Source organism: Streptomyces sp. NPDC107454 (assembly GCF_055582885.1).
On sequence record NZ_JBVJPA010000003.1, the window covers coordinates 88,463 to 103,414 of the forward strand.

Sequence of the window (14,952 nt, forward strand, 5' to 3'; positions counted from 1 at the left end):
CTCACCTCCGGGGGAGCAACAAAGAACGGTGCCATTCAAAGAAAGCGGGGAGAACGGCACGAAGAACACGGAAAGCTGATATTCCACCGCGTACTGTGCCGATCCGGACGAGTTCATGTTCTGGAGCGTCCACGACCACCCGTACGGCCGCAACCGGGCGCACGCCCGCCCGCACGGCGCTGTGGAGCGTGGCCGCGGATTCCATGTCGACCGCGATCGCGCCGGTCGCGAGCAGGTCCGACCGCTCGTGACCTCGGACGACGTGATCGGAGCCGGTCAGTGGCCCGGTGTGGACGGTGCGCCCGGGCACGGTGCGCAGTAGTTCCTTGACGAGTAGTTCGGTGCCCACGCACGGGGTGCTGCCGCGTGGGTCCCGGGTCTCCTCGGCGACCACCAGATCACCGGGGTGCATGCCCGGGGCGAGCCCCGCGCAGAAGCCCGTGGCCAGGACGGCGGCCTCGCTCAGCGCCGGGTCGGCGAGGATCCGGGTGAGCGAGCGTTCGGCGGCCTTGGGCCCCATGCCGGTGCGCAGCACGGTGACGGGCCCGTCGGCCCCGGTGCGGTCGCCGCTGCGCAGGGCGAGGTGCTCGATGCCGAGCGCGCAGGCGATCAGCAGCGGGGCCGGATCGGGCTTTGTGCTCATCAACCCCCCTTGACCTCGGCGAACGACTCGCCGTGGACGAAGCTCGGTTCGCCGTGGACATAGCGGCCGAGCGCGGTGAGCGGGAAGACCTGCCGGTAGAGGTGGTAGTTGATCGAGAAGTCCCACGGGAACCCGGTGCCGGTGAAGTACGGCTCGTCCCAGGAGCCGTCCGCCAGCTGGGTCTCCGCGAGCCAGGCGATCCCGCGTTCCACCGCCTTGGAGTCGCGCTCCCCCGCGGCCAGCAGGGCGAGCAGCGCCCAGCCGGTCTGGGAGGCGGTCGAGGCGCCGCGTCCGCTCCACTCGGCGACCTCGTGGTAGGAGCGCAGGTCCTCGCCCCAGCCGCCGTCGTCGTTCTGGACGGTTTCCAGCCAGGCGACGGCCCGGCGGATCGCCGGATGCGAGGCGGGGAGCCCGGCGGCCACGAGCGCCGGGAGCACCGACCCCGTTCCGTAGACGTAGTTGACGCCCCAGCGCCCGAACCACGAGCCGTCCGGCTCCTGGTGGGCGAGCAGCCACTCGATGCCCCGGCGGGTGCGCGGGTCGTGCGAGAGTCCCTCGACCGCGAGCATCTCCACCACATGGGCGGTGACGTCGGCGGACGGCGGGTCGATGACCTCCCCGAAGTCGCAGAACGGGAGCCGGTTGGGGAAGGCGCTGGTGTTGTCGACGTCGAAGGCGCCCCAGCCGCCGTCCTTGGACTGCATACCGAGGTTCCAGCGCACCCCGCGCCCGATGGCGTGCTCGACGCGCTCCGGGTCGTGGTGGCGGACCCGGCGCAGCGCGAGGGCGACCTCGGCGGTGTCGTCGATGTCGGGGTAGTTGTCGTTGTGGAACTCGAAGGCCCAACCCCCGGGCGGAAGGTGGGGCCGCTTCACCGCCCAGTCCCCGGGCCGCACGATCTCCTCGCCGAGCATCCAGTCCGCGGCCTTCACCAGCTGCGGATGGTCGGCGGGCAGGCCCGCGTCGGCGAGTGCGATGGTGGCGAGGCAGGTGTCCCAGACCGGTGACTGACAGGCCTCGATCATCCGGGCGCCGTCCTCGCGCCAGACGGCGAACCGGTCCAGCGACGCCAACCCCTCGCGCATGACGGGGTGTTGGAGGTCGTAGCCGAGCAGGTGCAGCGCGATGACCGAGTACACCGCGGGTGGCTGGATGCCGCCCCAGCACCCGTCGTTCTCCTGCCGTTCGATGATCCAGCGCGCCGCCGTGTTCATCGCGGCCCGGCGCAACCTGCGCGGGACGACCTTGCGGTACTGGTGCAGGGCCTTGTCGAGACGCTGGAAGGCCCCGTCCCAACTCGCCACGGGAGCAAGGGGTTTGACCGGGTTGGGGTTGCTGGCATCGGTGTGCAGCTCGTCGAGCGGGAACGGCGCGGGCCGCACCGGGCGCTTCGCCGAGACGATGGTCAGCGGCACGATCGTCTGCCGCGCCCAGCAGCCGAAGTCGTAGATGTTGAGCGGCATCCACTTCGGGAAGTAGATGAGTTCCGGCGGGAGTTCGGGCAGGTCGTCCCACTTCCACCAGCCGAACAGGGCGAGCCAGATCCGGGTGAAGACGCGGGCCGAGGCGATGCCGCCCCGCTCGCGGATCCAGGCGGCCGCCCTCGCCATGTGCGGCTCGTCCGGGCCGTCCCCGGCCAGCCGCAGGGCGACGTACGCCTCGATGGTGGTGGAGAGTTCGCCGGGGCCGCCGTAGAAGGTGGCCCAGGTGCCGTCCTCGCGCTGCTCGCCGCGGATGAACAGTCCGGCGGCGCGTGTGGTCGTCTCGTCGCGGATTCCCAGGAACTGACGGAGGAGCAGGTCCTCGGCGTCCATCGTGACGTTCGTCTCGAGGTCGCCCTTCCACCAGCCCTCCGCGTCCTGCCGTGAGAGCAGGAGATCGGTGGCGCGCTGTATGGCGTGCGCGGCGACGTCTCGGGTCTCGACTGTCCCGGCCGCCACGGGAGTCGTCTCTGGGTGGATTTCGCTGGCCGCGGCAGCGCGGGGCGGCAGTGCCCCGGTGCTTCCGTCGGTCGTCGCTGTCATGGCTTCCCCTTCGTGCAGTGGTACGACTCTGCTGGGTCCGCCGTCGGCCGGTGCGTCTGTCTCAAGGGGGTCCCACCCTGCTCGAACGGAGTTGAGAGCTTGGGGGAGGCACCGGCCGGCGACTACGCGAGGTTTATTCGACCGATAGTGATCATCTCTTCCGTACGACGACGAAGTCGGCGAGCGCCACGAGCTGGGCCCGCACCTGGTCGGGCATCTCCACGGCGTCCAGGGCCTCGATGGCGATGGTGTGCTGGCGGCGTGCCTCCTGGGCGGTCCACTCGCGGCCGCCCGCCTCCTCGATGAGCGCGGCACGCACGGCGAACTCCTCCTCGGAGAAGTTCTCGAAGTCGCTGGCCTTGGCGTCCTCGGCGAGCAGTTCGCCGAGCCGCTCGGAGGCGGGCCCGCCCGCGGCGAGCGCCGCCACGACCGGCAGGGACTTCTTGCGCTGGCGCAGATCGCTCCAGGTCTGCTTGCCGGTGGCCTCCGGGTCGCCCCAGATGCCGAGGAGGTCGTCGACGGCCTGGAAGGCCAGGCCGAGGTGGTAGCCGTACTTCTCCAGGGTGTCCGCGGTGCGGTCGTCCGCGCCGCCGAGGACCGCGCCGATGGAGCAGGCGCAGGCGAGCAGGGCGCCCGTCTTGTTGCCCTCCATCTCCAGGCACTCCTCGACGCTGACGCGGTCGCGGTGCTCGTAGGAGATGTCCTGGGCCTGGCCGTCGATGAGGGCGCGGGTGGCGCTGGTCAGCCGGCGGGTGGCGCGGCCGGCCTCGACGGTGCCGAGTTCGAGGAGGATCTCGTTGGCCAGCGCGAACAGGGCGTCGCCGACGAGGATCGCCTGGGCGGGGCCGTGCACCTTCCAGACGGTGTCGCGGTGGCGGCGCTGTTCGTCGCCGTCCATCAGGTCGTCGTGCAGCAGGGAGAAGTTGTGCACCAGCTCGACCGCGACCGCGCCGGGCACGCCGACCTCGGGGGCGGCACCGGCGGCCTGCGCGGAGAGCACGGCCAGCGCGGGACGTACGGCTTTGCCGCCGTCGCCGTCCGCGGGGTTGCCCTGGGCGTCGATCCAGCCGAAGTGGTAGGCGGCGACGGTGTCCATGGGCGACGCCAGGCGGTCGACGGCCGCCTTCAGCACCGGTGTGGCCAGGGTCCGGCCGCGCTCCAGGAGCGCGGTCACGTCCACCGCGTCGGCAGCCTTGTCGGCCGGGGGCACAGTGGGCACAGTCTCTCCTCTTGTTGCGGTACCGGGGGTGCGGGGGTCTGCCGCGCGCTCGTCGAGCATCAGGCCGCCTCCTCGAATGCGAGGAGGTGGTCGCGGGGCCGGCCCAGGGCGCCCAGTGCGGCTCGCGCCGCACCGGCGCCGCTGCGGACCGCACTCTCCATGGTCGCGGGCCACCCGGTGGCGGTCCACGCGCCGGCCAGATACAGGCCGGGGGCTCTGGTGCGGGCGCCGGGCCGCAGCCGCCCGACGCCCGGGGCGGGGGCGAACGTCGCGGTGCGCTCCCTGGTCACGAAGAAGTCCTTCACCTCCGCGCCGCGCGCGGTGGGCAGCAGCCGCTCCAGCTCCGGCAGATAGCGCTCGCGCAGGACGGCGACGGGTTCGTCGATCTCGTCCTGGGCGGCCGACTGCGACAGGGCGAGGTACTGCCCTTCCCGCAGTCCGGACGCGTCGGTCCGGTCGAAGACCCACTGCACCGGGGAGCCGAGGGCGGCGAAGAACGGTCGCGCGAGCACCTTCCGGTCGTAGACGACATGGACGTTGAGGATCGGCGCGGTGCCGATCTCCAGCAGCTGTTCAGGCGCGTCGAGCGCTCCCTCGGGCAGCAGATCGTGCGCCTCGCGCTGAGGTACGGCGAGGACGACGGTGTCGGCGTCGAGCGTCTCGCCGGGAACCTGAACGCTCCAACGCCCGTTCTCGTTAAGGGAGATGGAGGTGACGCGTGTACGGACTTCGGTACGCACGCCCGCGGAGTCGAGCGCCTTGCGGGCCAGCGTGTCGTGCAGTTCGCCCAGCGGGACGCGTGCCCAGCCGATGTCGGCCGCGCCCGGGTCGGACAGCAGACCGGTCTTGAACACCACCGCGGCGAGCCCGAGCGAGGAGTCGCCGGCCACCGCGTTGAGGGTGGCGACCCCCACCAGGTCCCACAGTGCCTCGACGGCACGCTCCGACTGACCGTGATCGGCGAGCCATCGGCCGAAGTTCTGGTCGTCGAGGGCCGGATCGTCGAGATCGAGCGCTTTGAGCGCCAGTGCGGCACGGCCGACCTTGGCGCGCTCGGCGAGCGACAGATGCTGATAGGTCGCCAGGCTGCGCGCGAGATGCAGAGGTACGGGCAGCGCGCTGCGGCCGATTCTCCCGAGCCGCCGCCCGGGTTTCGCCTCGGCGTCGAGAACGGGCACGTCGAGACGATCCTGCAGGGGCGCGAGCGAGGCCCCGTCGATGCGGTCGAGGAACCAGCGGTAGGCGGTGCAGCAGCGCAGATACACATGCTGTCCGTTGTCCACGGTGAGTTCGCCGCGCTGGAAGGAGAAGGCGAGCCCGCCGAGCCGCGGCCGGCCTTCGAGCAGGGTGACACGCACCCCGGCGTCGGCCAGGGCGAGCGCGGCGGTGATTCCGGCCAGCCCGCCGCCGATCACTACGGCGCCTGCCCCTTCCGGGCGGTCCGAAGCCCCCGTGGGCTGCGTGTCCTCGCTCATCGTGCACCCTCCCCAGCGGCCGTGCCGCGGTGATTGAACGGTGCACGGCAGGCCATCGCAGTCAGGGACGCCACCCGGTGCCGGAGGGTTGCGTGCCGCTTTTCGCCGGTGGAATCACCTTGGCCCATATTGTCCATCAGGTACGCCTCCTGACGGTACGCCGGGAGACATGCCGGGCGTCCAGTCCGGAGAGGCCACGCACAGCGACGTACGCCTTCTCGCGCCCCGGCAGCGAGACGCGGCCGCGCAGCACGGCCTCCGGCTCGCGCTCGATGCGGTCGAGGAGCCGCCGGTAGATGCCGGCCATGGCCGCGACACAGGCGCCGCTGCGCCGGTCGAGCATGGGCAGCAGCCGGTAGCCCTCGGCGAAAAGGGTGCGCGCCCGTCGCACTTCGAAGTGGACGAGGCCCGCGAAATCGGAGCCCTCGGGCGGGGTCGGGCCGTTGAACCCGGCCGAGCAGCCGAACTTCGCGAGGTCGTCGGCGGGCAGATAGGTGCGCCCGCCGGCGGCGTCCTCCCGTACGTCCCGAAGGATGTTGGTGAGCTGGAGCGCGAGCCCGAGCGTGTCCGCATACTCCGGCGCGCGCTCGGCGCCGCGCGCCCCCGGTTCCGTACCGAACACGCCGAGCGAGAGCCGCCCGATCGCCCCGGCCACGCACCGGCAGTACACCTTCAGGTCGTCCCAGGTCTCGTACGTCTCACCGCGTACGTCCATCAGGACGCCGTCGATGAGTTCGTCGAGGCCGCCCAGCGGCACCGGGAAGTACGCGGCGGTGTGGCTGAGGGCGACCGCGACCGGGTCGGTGTCGTCCTCGTCGACCCGGCCCTCGCGGACCCGGGCGAGCAGAGCCCGGGTGTCCTCGAGCCGCGCCGCCTTCACGTCCGTCGGCAGCGCGCCGTCGCCGATGTCGTCGACACGCCGTGAGAACGCGTAGAGCGCCGACATCGCACGACGCTTGGGCGTCGGCAGAAGTCTGATGCCATAGGCGAAATTACGAGCCTGCTGACCGGTCACTGCCTCGCAGTAGCTGTATGCGGCGAGTACCGGTGCGGACACGTGTTGTTCCGACTCCACGGTCCGGATCACCCCTCTCCTCGCAGAGTCACTCCCACCTCGCGCAGCAGCTGGAGCTTGCCGGGCTTGGGCGGGCCGGGAAGTACGTCGTATTCGGCGGCGACGATCGCTCGGATCGCCGCCCTTCCCCCTGCCACGAACCCCGCGAGCAGCAGCTTCAACCTGCCGTGGACGCTACCCACGAGGGGGGTGCCTTCATTCAGGAGGTGGAGCGCGCGTTCTGCTTCGTATGCGACCAGCGCGCGCACCGATGCGCCCGCGGTGGCCGTGGCGAGGTCCGCCTCCTGGACATGGAAGCGCTTCATGTCCTCGGCCGGCAGGTAGATGCGGTCGCGGCCGAGGTCCTCGGCGACGTCCTGGAGGTGCTCGACGATCTGCAGCGCCGTGCACACCGCGTCCGAGCGGCGGATCCGCTCGGGCGTGGAGGTGCCGGTCACGGACAGCACCAGGCGGCCGACGGGGTTGGCGGACAGCTCGCAGTAGGCCACGAGGTCGTCATAGGTCTCGTAGCGCTTGATCAGCTGGTCCTGGCGGTTGGCCGCGATCAGGCCGAGGAAGGGTTCGGGGGTGAGGTCCGCGCGGCGGACCGTGGGCTGCAGGCGGCGCAGCAGCGGGTGGTGCGGTGTCGAGTCGAACACGCGGTGCAGATCGGCCTCGAAGGCGTCCAGGAGTACGAGACGGTCCTCGGCCTCTTCGGGCGACACGCCGAGCAGCCTGGCGTCCGCGCCGCCCGGGGCGAGGTCGCCGTCACCGATGTCGTCGACGAGGCGGGCGAAGCCGTAGACGGCCATCAGGTCGTCGCGCCAGGCCTGGGGCAGGAAAAAGGGTGCCACCGGGAAGTTCTCGCCCGCGGCCTTGTCGAGCGTTCCGCGCTCCGTCTCACCAGTGCGCGCCGTACCGGCTTGGGTCACCGCTCGCCGCCCGGCGCGGGGACGGCACACGCGTCGCGGAGCTGGAGAGTTTCCGTAGCCATTGCCGTCACATCTCCCGTTCTACACTGCCGACCCAATAGTGCCCTTTTCGGACACGCCGCCCGGGACTCCGCGCGGCGCGCCGGTGCCGGGTGTCGCGCAGTATCGCCCCACTTGCCGCGATTCAGCACCGGTACAGCTTACGTTGTACAACGCAGCAAGGTTCGTCGGGGTGTCCTGCACATCACAACAACACACCGATTGGTGTCAAGATTCCTAAGGCCAGCAGGAGTTGGCGTTTCCTTTGCAGACGCAGGGCCCCGCCGAATCGTTGCGGCGGGGCCCCGGCTACTACGAGCTACTTGCCCGTGAACTTCTCGTACTCCTTGAGAACCTCTTCGGTCGGACCGTCCATCCGCAGCTCACCGCGCTCCAGCCAGAGCACGCGGTCACAGGTGTCGCGGATCGACTTGTTGTTGTGGCTGACCAGAAACACCGTGCCCGCGCTCTTGCGCAGTTCGCGGATCCGCTGCTCGGAGCGCTTCTGGAAGGAGCGGTCTCCGGTGGCGAGGGCCTCGTCGATCATGAGGACGTCGTGGTCCTTGGCGGCCGCGATGGAGAAGCGCAGCCGCGCCGCCATGCCGGAGGAGTAGGTGCGCATCGGCAGGGTGATGAAGTCGCCCTTCTCGTTGATGCCCGAGAAGTCGACGATCTCCTGGTAGCGCTCCCTGATCTGCTCGCGGGACATGCCCATCGCGAGCCCGCCCAATATGACGTTGCGTTCGCCCGTGAGGTCGTTCATCAGGGCGGCGTTCACGCCGAGCAGCGAGGGCTGGCCGTCGGTGTAGACCTTGCCCTTCTCGGCGGGCAGCAGACCGGCGATGGCACGCAGGAGCGTGGACTTGCCGGAGCCGTTGGAGCCGATCAGGCCGATGGCCTCGCCGCGGTAGGCCGTGAAGGAGACGCCCCTGACGGCGTGCACCTTGCGTACGCCCCGCTCCTCGCCGCGCTTGATGATGCGGCTGAGGGCGGCGGTGGCGCTGCCCTTGCCGGTCTTGGCGCCGTTCACGCGGTAGACGATGTGCAGCTCGTCCGCGATCACGGTCGGGATGTGGGATGTCTGCTCAGCCACGGCCGTACCTCTCTTCCGCCTTCCAGAAGTACACGAACCCGCCGGCTGCGACGACCACGGCCCAGAAGGTGGCGATGGCCCACACATGAGGCGGCAGGTGCGAGGCGCCGTAGCCGTCGATGAGGGCGAAGCGCATCAGGTCCATGTAGATCGCGGCCGGGTTCACCTGGAGCGCGCGGATGAACCACTCGGGCCGTCCGACGAGCATGTTGCTGATGGAGAACATGACGCCCGAGGTGTACATCCAGGTGCGCAGGATGAACGGCATCAGCTGGGCGAGGTCCGGCGTCTTGGCGCCCATGCGCGCCACGATCAGCGCGAGGCCGGTGTTGAAGAGGAACTGCAGCACCAGCACCGGGACGATCAGCAGCCAGGACAGACCCGGCACGCTGCCGAAACCGATCACCACGACGAACAGCACGATCATCGAGAACAGCAGCTGCTGGAGCTGCTGGAGCGCGAAGGAGATGGGCAGCGAGGCGCGCGGGAAGTGCAGCGCGCGCACCAGCCCCAGGTTGCCCGAGATCGCACGGACGCCCGCCATGATCGAGCTCTGCGTGAACGTGAAGACGAACACACCGGTCACCAGGAACGGGATGTAGGTGTCGTGCGACATGCCCCGGCTGGCCTTGAGGATCACGCCGAAGATGAAGTAGTACACGGCCGCGTTCAGCAGCGGCGTCGCCACCTGCCACAGCTGGCCGAGCTTGGCCTGGCTGTACTGCGCGGTGAGTTTCGCCTGCGAGAAGGCGAGGATGAAGTGCCGCCGCCCCCACAGCTGACGCACGTACTCGACGAGTCCGGGCCGGGCGCCGCTCACCGCGAGCCCGTACTTGTCGGCCAGGTCGGCCGCGGAGAGCCCGTCATCGGGGGACGGACGGTCGCTCACCGCGACAGCTCCGTCATGCGTTGTCTCACTCACAAATGGAAACTTTCGTCTTCATGATGCGCACGGCCTGGTCGGGCAGGGGCTGAGGGCACGGGACACCGGGGTACGGCGAACGTGCTCCCGGGAACGAGCTTGTCAGATGGCGTAGCCGCTTGTCAGATGACAGGAGGACGACCGAGGCGGGTCAGCCGCCACACCGTACGCCACTTCATCGGGCGCCGAGGCCCGCAGGAACTGGTCCAGCCCTCCTTGAAACCGCCGAACCACGCCTTCAGGGCAGGTCCCGAGGGACGGCGGGCCAGCGTCAGGAGCATCCAGACGCCGAGGTAGACGGGGACGAGCGGCGCCGGAAGGTTTCGGCGCGCGAGCCAGACGCGGTTGCGGGCCACCATGCGGTGGTACACCGCATGCCGCGAAGGAGCGGTCGTGGGGTGGTACAGCACCATGTCGGACCGGTAGTCGATCATCCAGCCCGCGTCGAGGGCCCGCCAGGCGAGGTCGGTTTCCTCGTGGGCGTAGAAGAACTCGTCCGGAAGCCCGCCGACCTCGGCGAAGACCTTCGTACGGACCGCGTTGGCGCCACCGAGGAAGGTGGTCACGCGCGAGGAGCGCATCGGGTCGGAGGCGCGCAGCCGCGGTACGTGGCGGCGCTGGGTCTCCTTGGTCTCGGGGTCCGCGATCCGGAAGCTGATGATGCCGAGCTCGGGGTCGGCCGCGAAGGCCCGGCGGCACAGCTCGGCGGTGTCGTGGGTGGCGAGGAGGCCGTCGTCGTCGAGGAAGAGCAGGACGTCGACGTCCGTGCCACCGGGGCCGAAGGCCTCGATGCCCACGTTGCGGCCGCCGGGTATGCCGAGGTTCTCGGGCAGCTCGACCGTGCGTACACCGTCGGGAACGTCCGGGACGGGCGAGCCGTTGCCGACCACGACCACCTCGACCCGGTCGCCGTCCTGCTTGGCGACGGAGTCCAGCAGGGCTCGGAGCTCGTCGGGGCGGTTGCCCATGGTGATGATGACCGCGCCGACCTTCATCGCCGTACTCACTTCAGCCTGCTGGAGGCGAGGATGGACACGAGGTGCAGCACGGTCTGGAGGAGGGCGATGCCGGCCAGGACCGCGACGCCGAGGCGGGTGAAGAACAGGTCCCCGCGCACCGAGTCCACGATGGCCAGCACCAGGATCAGCAGGGACGCCTCGATGCCGAGGACCAGCCGGTGGAACTTCAGCGCGGCGGCGGCCTTGCGGGCCAGCGCCATGCCGGAGGAGCGCGGCTCGGACGCCGACTCCTTGACCGGCGGCAGGCCGCCCTGGTGGCGGGCGACACCGACGAGGTCGGTCTCGGCCTTGATCAGGATCGCGCCGAGGGCCGCCAGGGTGCCGAGGAAGGCCCAGAGCCAGTCGATCCGCCCGGAACCCCAGGGATCGGCGGCGCGCAGGCCGAAGCCCACGAGCACCGCGGCGTCGGTCAGATAGGCACCGACCCGGTCCAGGTAGACCCCGCCGAGCGAGAACTGCTTCTTCCAGCGCGCCACCTCACCGTCGACACAGTCGAGCAGCAGGTAGAGCTGGACCATGATCACGCCGAGCACGGCGCCCGGGATCCCCGGCACCAGCAGGGCCGGGGCGGCGAGCACGCCGAAGACAGTCATCAGGTACGTGAGCTGGTTGGGCGTGATCCTGGTGTTCACCAGGTAGCGGTCGCAGCGCAGCGAGATCTCTCGCATGTACAGGCGTCCCGCCCAATGCTCACCGCTGCGCCGGTCCTTCACCCCTGCGGGATGAACGACGGGGCGGAGTTCAGCTACTGATGGCCTTGGCATAGTCGGAGTAGATGTCCTTGATCTGGTTGGTTTTCAGGTCGAGGTGTTCGAGGATCGTGTACCGGCCCGGCCGGGTCTGCGGAGCGAACTCCACGACCTGTACGAACTCGTCCACGGTGAACCCGATCTCCTCGGGCAGCACCGGCAGCCCGTGCCGGTGCAGCACCTCGGCCATGTACGCCGACTCCTCGTGCGCCCCCCGCAGGTACATCGCGAAGGCCGCGCCAAGACCGCACTGCTCGCCGTGGCTGGCCGCGCGCTTGGGGAAGAGGAGGTCGAAGGCGTGGTTGATCTCGTGACAGGCGCCCGACGAGGGCCGTGAGTCGCCCGACACCGACATGGCGATCCCGCTGAGGACCAGTGCCTCGGCGAGCACCTGGAGGAAGTCGTTGTCGCCGATGCCGCCGGGGTGGCGCAGTACGGCCTCTCCGGCCTGGCGTGCCATCGCGGCCGCGAGACCGTCGATCTTCTCGCCGTTGACGCGATTGGCCAGCTCCCAGTCCGCGATGGCGGAGATGTTGGAGACGGCGTCGCCGATGCCGGAGCGCACGAACCGTACGGGGGCCTCACGGATCACATCGAGGTCGATGACGACCGCGATCGGGTTCGGCACACCGTAGGAGCCGCGGCCCGCGTCGTTGTCGAGGGTCGCGACGGGCGAGCACAGGCCGTCGTGCGCGAGGTTGGTGGGCACGGCGACCAGCGGGAGGCCGACGCGCGCCGCGGCGAACTTCGCGCAGTCGATGATCTTGCCGCCGCCCAGGCCCACGACCGCGTCGTAGTGGCCGGCCTTGATGGCACCGGCCAGCCGGATCGCGTCGTCGAGGGTGCCGCCGCCGACCTCGTACCAGGTGGCGCCGGGCAGGGCCGGGGCGATCCGCTCGCGCAGCTTCGCGCCGGAGCCGTTGCTCACGGCGACGGCCAGCTTCCCGGAGTGCGAGATCCGCTGGTCGGAGAGCACGCTCGCCAGGTCGTCCAGGGCACCCGCGCGGATGTCGACGACAACCGGGGAGGGGATGAGCCTTGTCAGTACTGGCACGCGATCTCCCGTCCCTTGGCGAGGTCGTCGTGGTTGTCGATCTCGACCCACTTGACGTCGCCGATCGGCGCCACGTCGATCTTGAAGCCGCGGTTGACGAGCTCCTGGTAGCCGTGCTCGTAGAACTGCTGCGGGTCCGTCTCCCACACCGTCTTCAGGGCGTCGGTCAGGTCGGCGGCGGCGTCGCCCTCGATGAGGGTGACACCGATGTACTCGCCGGTGGCCTCGGCGGGCTCCATCAGCTTGGTGATCTTCCGGACGCCCTTGTCGGGGTCCACGACGACCTTCATCTCCTCGTCGGCGAGCTTCTTCACCGTGTCGAGGGCGAGGATGATCCGCTTGCCGTCGCCGCGGGCGGCCAGCAGCGTCTTCTCGACGGAGACCGGGTGCACGGTGTCGCCGTTGGCGAGGATCACACCGTCCTTGAGGGCGTCACGGCCGCACCACAGGGAGTAGGCGTTGTTCCACTCCTCGGCCTTGTCGTTGTCGATGAGGGTGATCTTGAGGCCGTACTTGGCCTCCAGGGCGTCCTTGCGGTCGTACACGGCTTCCTTGCGGTAGCCGACGATGATCCCGACCTCGGTCAGACCGATCTCGGCGAAGTTGCCGAGGGTCAGGTCCAGGACCGTGATGCTGTCCTCTATGCCCGCGGGGCCCACCGGCACGAGAGCCTTTGGGAGGCTGTCGGTGTAGGGACGCAGACGCCGTCCGGCGCCGGCCGCCAGCACGAGGCCGATCATGCGGGTTCTCCTTCGTCGTGTACGGCGGGGGCCCCGGAGGACACCCAGAAGCGGATGCTCTCCACGAGCACCAGCAGCGCCACGGCCACGGCGAGCGCCGTGAGCGCGACCTTGAACTGTGCGGCGGTGAGCAGCGCGGCCAGGACGGTGACCAGCAGCGTCCTGCCTTCGTGCCCGCCGATCGCCCGCACCAGCCAGTGCGGGGGGGCTCCGGCGTTGCCGCGGATGCGGTACACCGTGTCGTAGTGATGGTAGGCGACGGCGGCCACCAGGCCGAAAGCCGCAGGAAGCGCTCCGTTCACATCGGCTTTGGCGGCCAGTACCAGAACGGTGAGGTATTCGGCGGCGCGGAAGAAGGGGGGCACCAGCCAGTCGAGGGCGCCCTTGAGGGGGCGGACGACGGCGAGGGCGGACAGGAGCACATAGCCGACGGCGCACAGGACGGTCTGCCAGCCGGCGCCCCAGAGCAGGGCCGAGGTCACCACGAGGACGCCGCCGACGGCGGCACTGACGGGCGCCGCGACACGGACCGTGCCGCGCGCGAGGCGCGTCAGCAGTTCGACGAGCGGTCCGCTGTCCGCGAGATCCGCCAGCGCCTGCGCCGCCCGGTCCGTGCGCCGGGCCTTGCGGGTGAGCGAGCGCAGTACGCGGCCCGCTGTGGTGTACGTCGCGGCGAACGCGCAGCCGACGAGCAACACGTAGAAGGTGATGCGGGGGGTCGTCAGCGCCGTGAGGACGGCGATCATCGCCCATCGTTCGCCGATGGGCAGGACTATCATCCGGCGCACCCAGACCGTCCAGCCGACGCTGTCGAGCTTGTCCGAGAGGGCGGCGGTGGGGCTGGTGTTGGCGGTGGCGTCGTGGTTCGCCTCGTTGAAGGAGAAGTCCACGACGTGCCGGCAGGTCTGGAGGATCATCGCGCCGAGCGCCAGGGCCCATACGTCGTCGCCGCCGCGGGCGGCTCCGAGGGCGAGGCCCGCGTAGTAGGCGTACTCCTTGGCGCGGTCGAAGGTCGCGTCCAGCCAGGCGCCGAGCGTCGAGTACTGGAGCGAGTAGCGGGCGAGCTGCCCGTCCGTGCAGTCCAGGACGAAGGAGAACAGGAGCAGCAGCCCGGCCGCGACGAATCCGGCGCGGGTGCCGGTGGCGGCGCAGCCCGCGGCGATCAGCGCGGTGAGCAGGGAGGCGGTGGTGACCTGGTTCGGGGTCAGACCGCGACGCGCGCACCAGCGGGCGATGTAGCGCGAGTACGGGCTGATGCAGTACGTGGTGAAGAAGCCGTCGCGGGCCTTGACCGCGCTGCGCAGGCGTACGGCCTCGTCGTCCACGGCGGACACGGCCTGCCGGACCTCGTTGCGCTCCTGCGGGTCGGTGGGGACCGCGGCGACGAGCGTGCCGAGCTCGGGGCGGAACACGGCGACGCCGTCCGCGTCGAGGGCCGCGGTGAGCCGCTCGGCGAGGTTGTCGGTGGCGACGGCGAGGCCGCCGGAGGCGGAGCTCTCACGGGCCACGGCACGGGTCAGCGCCCGGCGGGCCTCGGGCTGTACCGATACGGCGCCGGGCAGCGCGGAGGCCGCGAACCGTGGGTCCGTGAGGCCGAGGCGCAGCGCGTGCAGGTGCCCCACGAAGCGGGCGTCGACGACGGCGACCCGCTGGTCCGCCGGTACGGCGGCCAGCAGTGTCTCGGCGTCACCCGCTTCCCCGGCGAGCCGCACGTCGAAGCCGAGCGACCGCAGATCGCTCTCGAGCGACGATCCGGGGACCGGCTGGCCGGTGAGGATGGCGGTCGACAGCGAACTCACTCCCTGGGTGCCGACGCGGCCTCGCGCCGGGCGTGTACGTGGTGGGAAGGCCCCGGCCCCAGGCCCGAGAGGGCTCAGGCCGCTGGGCGGCATGTCGGCAGAGGCTATCGGATGATGAGAAGCAGGCGTTCACCGCCCGTTCACTGCGCGATCAACCACATCTGCGTACCGCCTCCGCCGCGATCATCAT

At 70.4% G+C, this 14,952-nt stretch carries 14 protein-coding genes; all 14 read right to left on the reverse strand.

Annotation, left to right across the window (positions count from 1 at the left end; genetic code table 11):
* Position 1 precedes the first annotated feature (1 nt).
* The gene (locus ACZ69M_RS08030; protein ID WP_355432764.1) at positions 2–643 is read right to left on the reverse strand and encodes a phosphorylase family protein; all 642 of its coding nucleotides are present in this window, start codon (positions 641–643) and stop codon (positions 2–4) included.
* The gene (gene shc / locus ACZ69M_RS08035; protein WP_470047702.1) at positions 643–2,667 is read right to left on the reverse strand and encodes a squalene--hopene cyclase; all 2,025 of its coding nucleotides are present in this window, start codon (positions 2,665–2,667) and stop codon (positions 643–645) included. Before shc ends, ACZ69M_RS08030 begins: the two co-directional genes overlap by 1 nt.
* Before the next feature lie 151 nt (positions 2,668–2,818).
* Complete coding sequence (locus ACZ69M_RS08040) at positions 2,819–3,946, reverse strand: polyprenyl synthetase family protein (protein ID WP_079064752.1); 1,128 nt, start codon at positions 3,944–3,946, stop codon at positions 2,819–2,821.
* Complete coding sequence (gene hpnE, locus ACZ69M_RS08045; protein WP_470047704.1) at positions 3,946–5,361, reverse strand: hydroxysqualene dehydroxylase HpnE; 1,416 nt, start codon at positions 5,359–5,361, stop codon at positions 3,946–3,948. The genes ACZ69M_RS08040 and hpnE overlap by 1 nt, the downstream gene beginning before the upstream one ends.
* The gene (locus tag ACZ69M_RS08050; protein WP_219934041.1) at positions 5,358–5,498 is read right to left on the reverse strand and encodes a DUF6380 family protein; all 141 of its coding nucleotides are present in this window, start codon (positions 5,496–5,498) and stop codon (positions 5,358–5,360) included. The genes hpnE and ACZ69M_RS08050 overlap by 4 nt, the downstream gene beginning before the upstream one ends.
* On the reverse strand, positions 5,498–6,448 hold the full coding sequence (gene hpnD / locus ACZ69M_RS08055; RefSeq protein ID WP_352047742.1) for a presqualene diphosphate synthase HpnD: 951 nt from the start codon (positions 6,446–6,448) through the stop codon (positions 5,498–5,500). The genes ACZ69M_RS08050 and hpnD overlap by 1 nt, the downstream gene beginning before the upstream one ends.
* Positions 6,445–7,347: a squalene synthase HpnC gene (gene hpnC, locus ACZ69M_RS08060; protein WP_470047707.1), complete on the reverse strand. Its 903-nt coding sequence runs from the start codon at positions 7,345–7,347 to the stop codon at positions 6,445–6,447. The genes hpnD and hpnC overlap by 4 nt, the downstream gene beginning before the upstream one ends.
* Before the next feature lie 358 nt (positions 7,348–7,705).
* A complete protein-coding gene (locus tag ACZ69M_RS08065) occupies positions 7,706–8,479 on the reverse strand; it encodes an ABC transporter ATP-binding protein (RefSeq protein WP_351431203.1) in 774 nt (257 codons plus the stop codon).
* Positions 8,472–9,401 (reverse strand): ABC transporter permease, encoded by a 930-nt coding sequence (locus ACZ69M_RS08070; RefSeq protein ID WP_470047709.1) that lies wholly within the window; start codon positions 9,399–9,401, stop codon positions 8,472–8,474. The genes ACZ69M_RS08065 and ACZ69M_RS08070 overlap by 8 nt, the downstream gene beginning before the upstream one ends.
* 122 nt (positions 9,402–9,523) lie before the next feature.
* Positions 9,524–10,396 carry a glycosyltransferase family 2 protein gene (locus ACZ69M_RS08075; RefSeq protein WP_382042572.1) on the reverse strand — a complete coding sequence of 291 codons (873 nt, stop codon included), beginning with the start codon at positions 10,394–10,396 and terminating at the stop codon, positions 9,524–9,526.
* 8 nt (positions 10,397–10,404) lie between these two features.
* Complete coding sequence (locus ACZ69M_RS08080; protein ID WP_352047739.1) at positions 10,405–11,184, reverse strand: CDP-alcohol phosphatidyltransferase family protein; 780 nt, start codon at positions 11,182–11,184, stop codon at positions 10,405–10,407.
* Positions 11,162–12,223 (reverse strand): iron-containing alcohol dehydrogenase family protein, encoded by a 1,062-nt coding sequence (locus tag ACZ69M_RS08085; protein WP_450478591.1) that lies wholly within the window; start codon positions 12,221–12,223, stop codon positions 11,162–11,164. The genes ACZ69M_RS08080 and ACZ69M_RS08085 overlap by 23 nt, the downstream gene beginning before the upstream one ends.
* The gene (locus ACZ69M_RS08090; protein ID WP_190168309.1) at positions 12,211–12,963 is read right to left on the reverse strand and encodes a phosphocholine cytidylyltransferase family protein; all 753 of its coding nucleotides are present in this window, start codon (positions 12,961–12,963) and stop codon (positions 12,211–12,213) included. The genes ACZ69M_RS08085 and ACZ69M_RS08090 overlap by 13 nt, the downstream gene beginning before the upstream one ends.
* Positions 12,960–14,753, reverse strand: a complete 1,794-nt coding sequence (locus ACZ69M_RS08095) for a DUF5941 domain-containing protein (protein WP_470048371.1) — start codon at positions 14,751–14,753, stop codon at positions 12,960–12,962. Before ACZ69M_RS08095 ends, ACZ69M_RS08090 begins: the two co-directional genes overlap by 4 nt.
* Between the last annotated feature and the right edge of the window lie 199 nt (positions 14,754–14,952).

Bases quoted from the DNA above. Each gene is read 5' to 3' on its own strand.
- ACZ69M_RS08030 (WP_355432764.1), bottom strand. From the start codon at position 643: ATGAGCACAAAGCCCGATCCGGCCCCGCTGCTGATCGCCTGCGCGCTC.
- shc (WP_470047702.1), bottom strand. From the start codon at position 2,667: ATGACAGCGACGACCGACGGAAGCACCGGGGCACTGCCGCCCCGCGCT.
- ACZ69M_RS08040 (WP_079064752.1), bottom strand. From the start codon at position 3,946: ATGCTCGACGAGCGCGCGGCAGACCCCCGCACCCCCGGTACCGCAACA.
- hpnE (WP_470047704.1), bottom strand. From the start codon at position 5,361: ATGAGCGAGGACACGCAGCCCACGGGGGCTTCGGACCGCCCGGAAGGG.
- ACZ69M_RS08050 (WP_219934041.1), bottom strand. From the start codon at position 5,498: ATGGACAATATGGGCCAAGGTGATTCCACCGGCGAAAAGCGGCACGCA.
- ACZ69M_RS08075 (WP_382042572.1), bottom strand. From the start codon at position 10,396: ATGAAGGTCGGCGCGGTCATCATCACCATGGGCAACCGCCCCGACGAG.
- ACZ69M_RS08080 (WP_352047739.1), bottom strand. From the start codon at position 11,184: ATGCCAAGGCCATCAGTAGCTGAACTCCGCCCCGTCGTTCATCCCGCA.
- ACZ69M_RS08090 (WP_190168309.1), bottom strand. From the start codon at position 12,963: ATGATCGGCCTCGTGCTGGCGGCCGGCGCCGGACGGCGTCTGCGTCCC.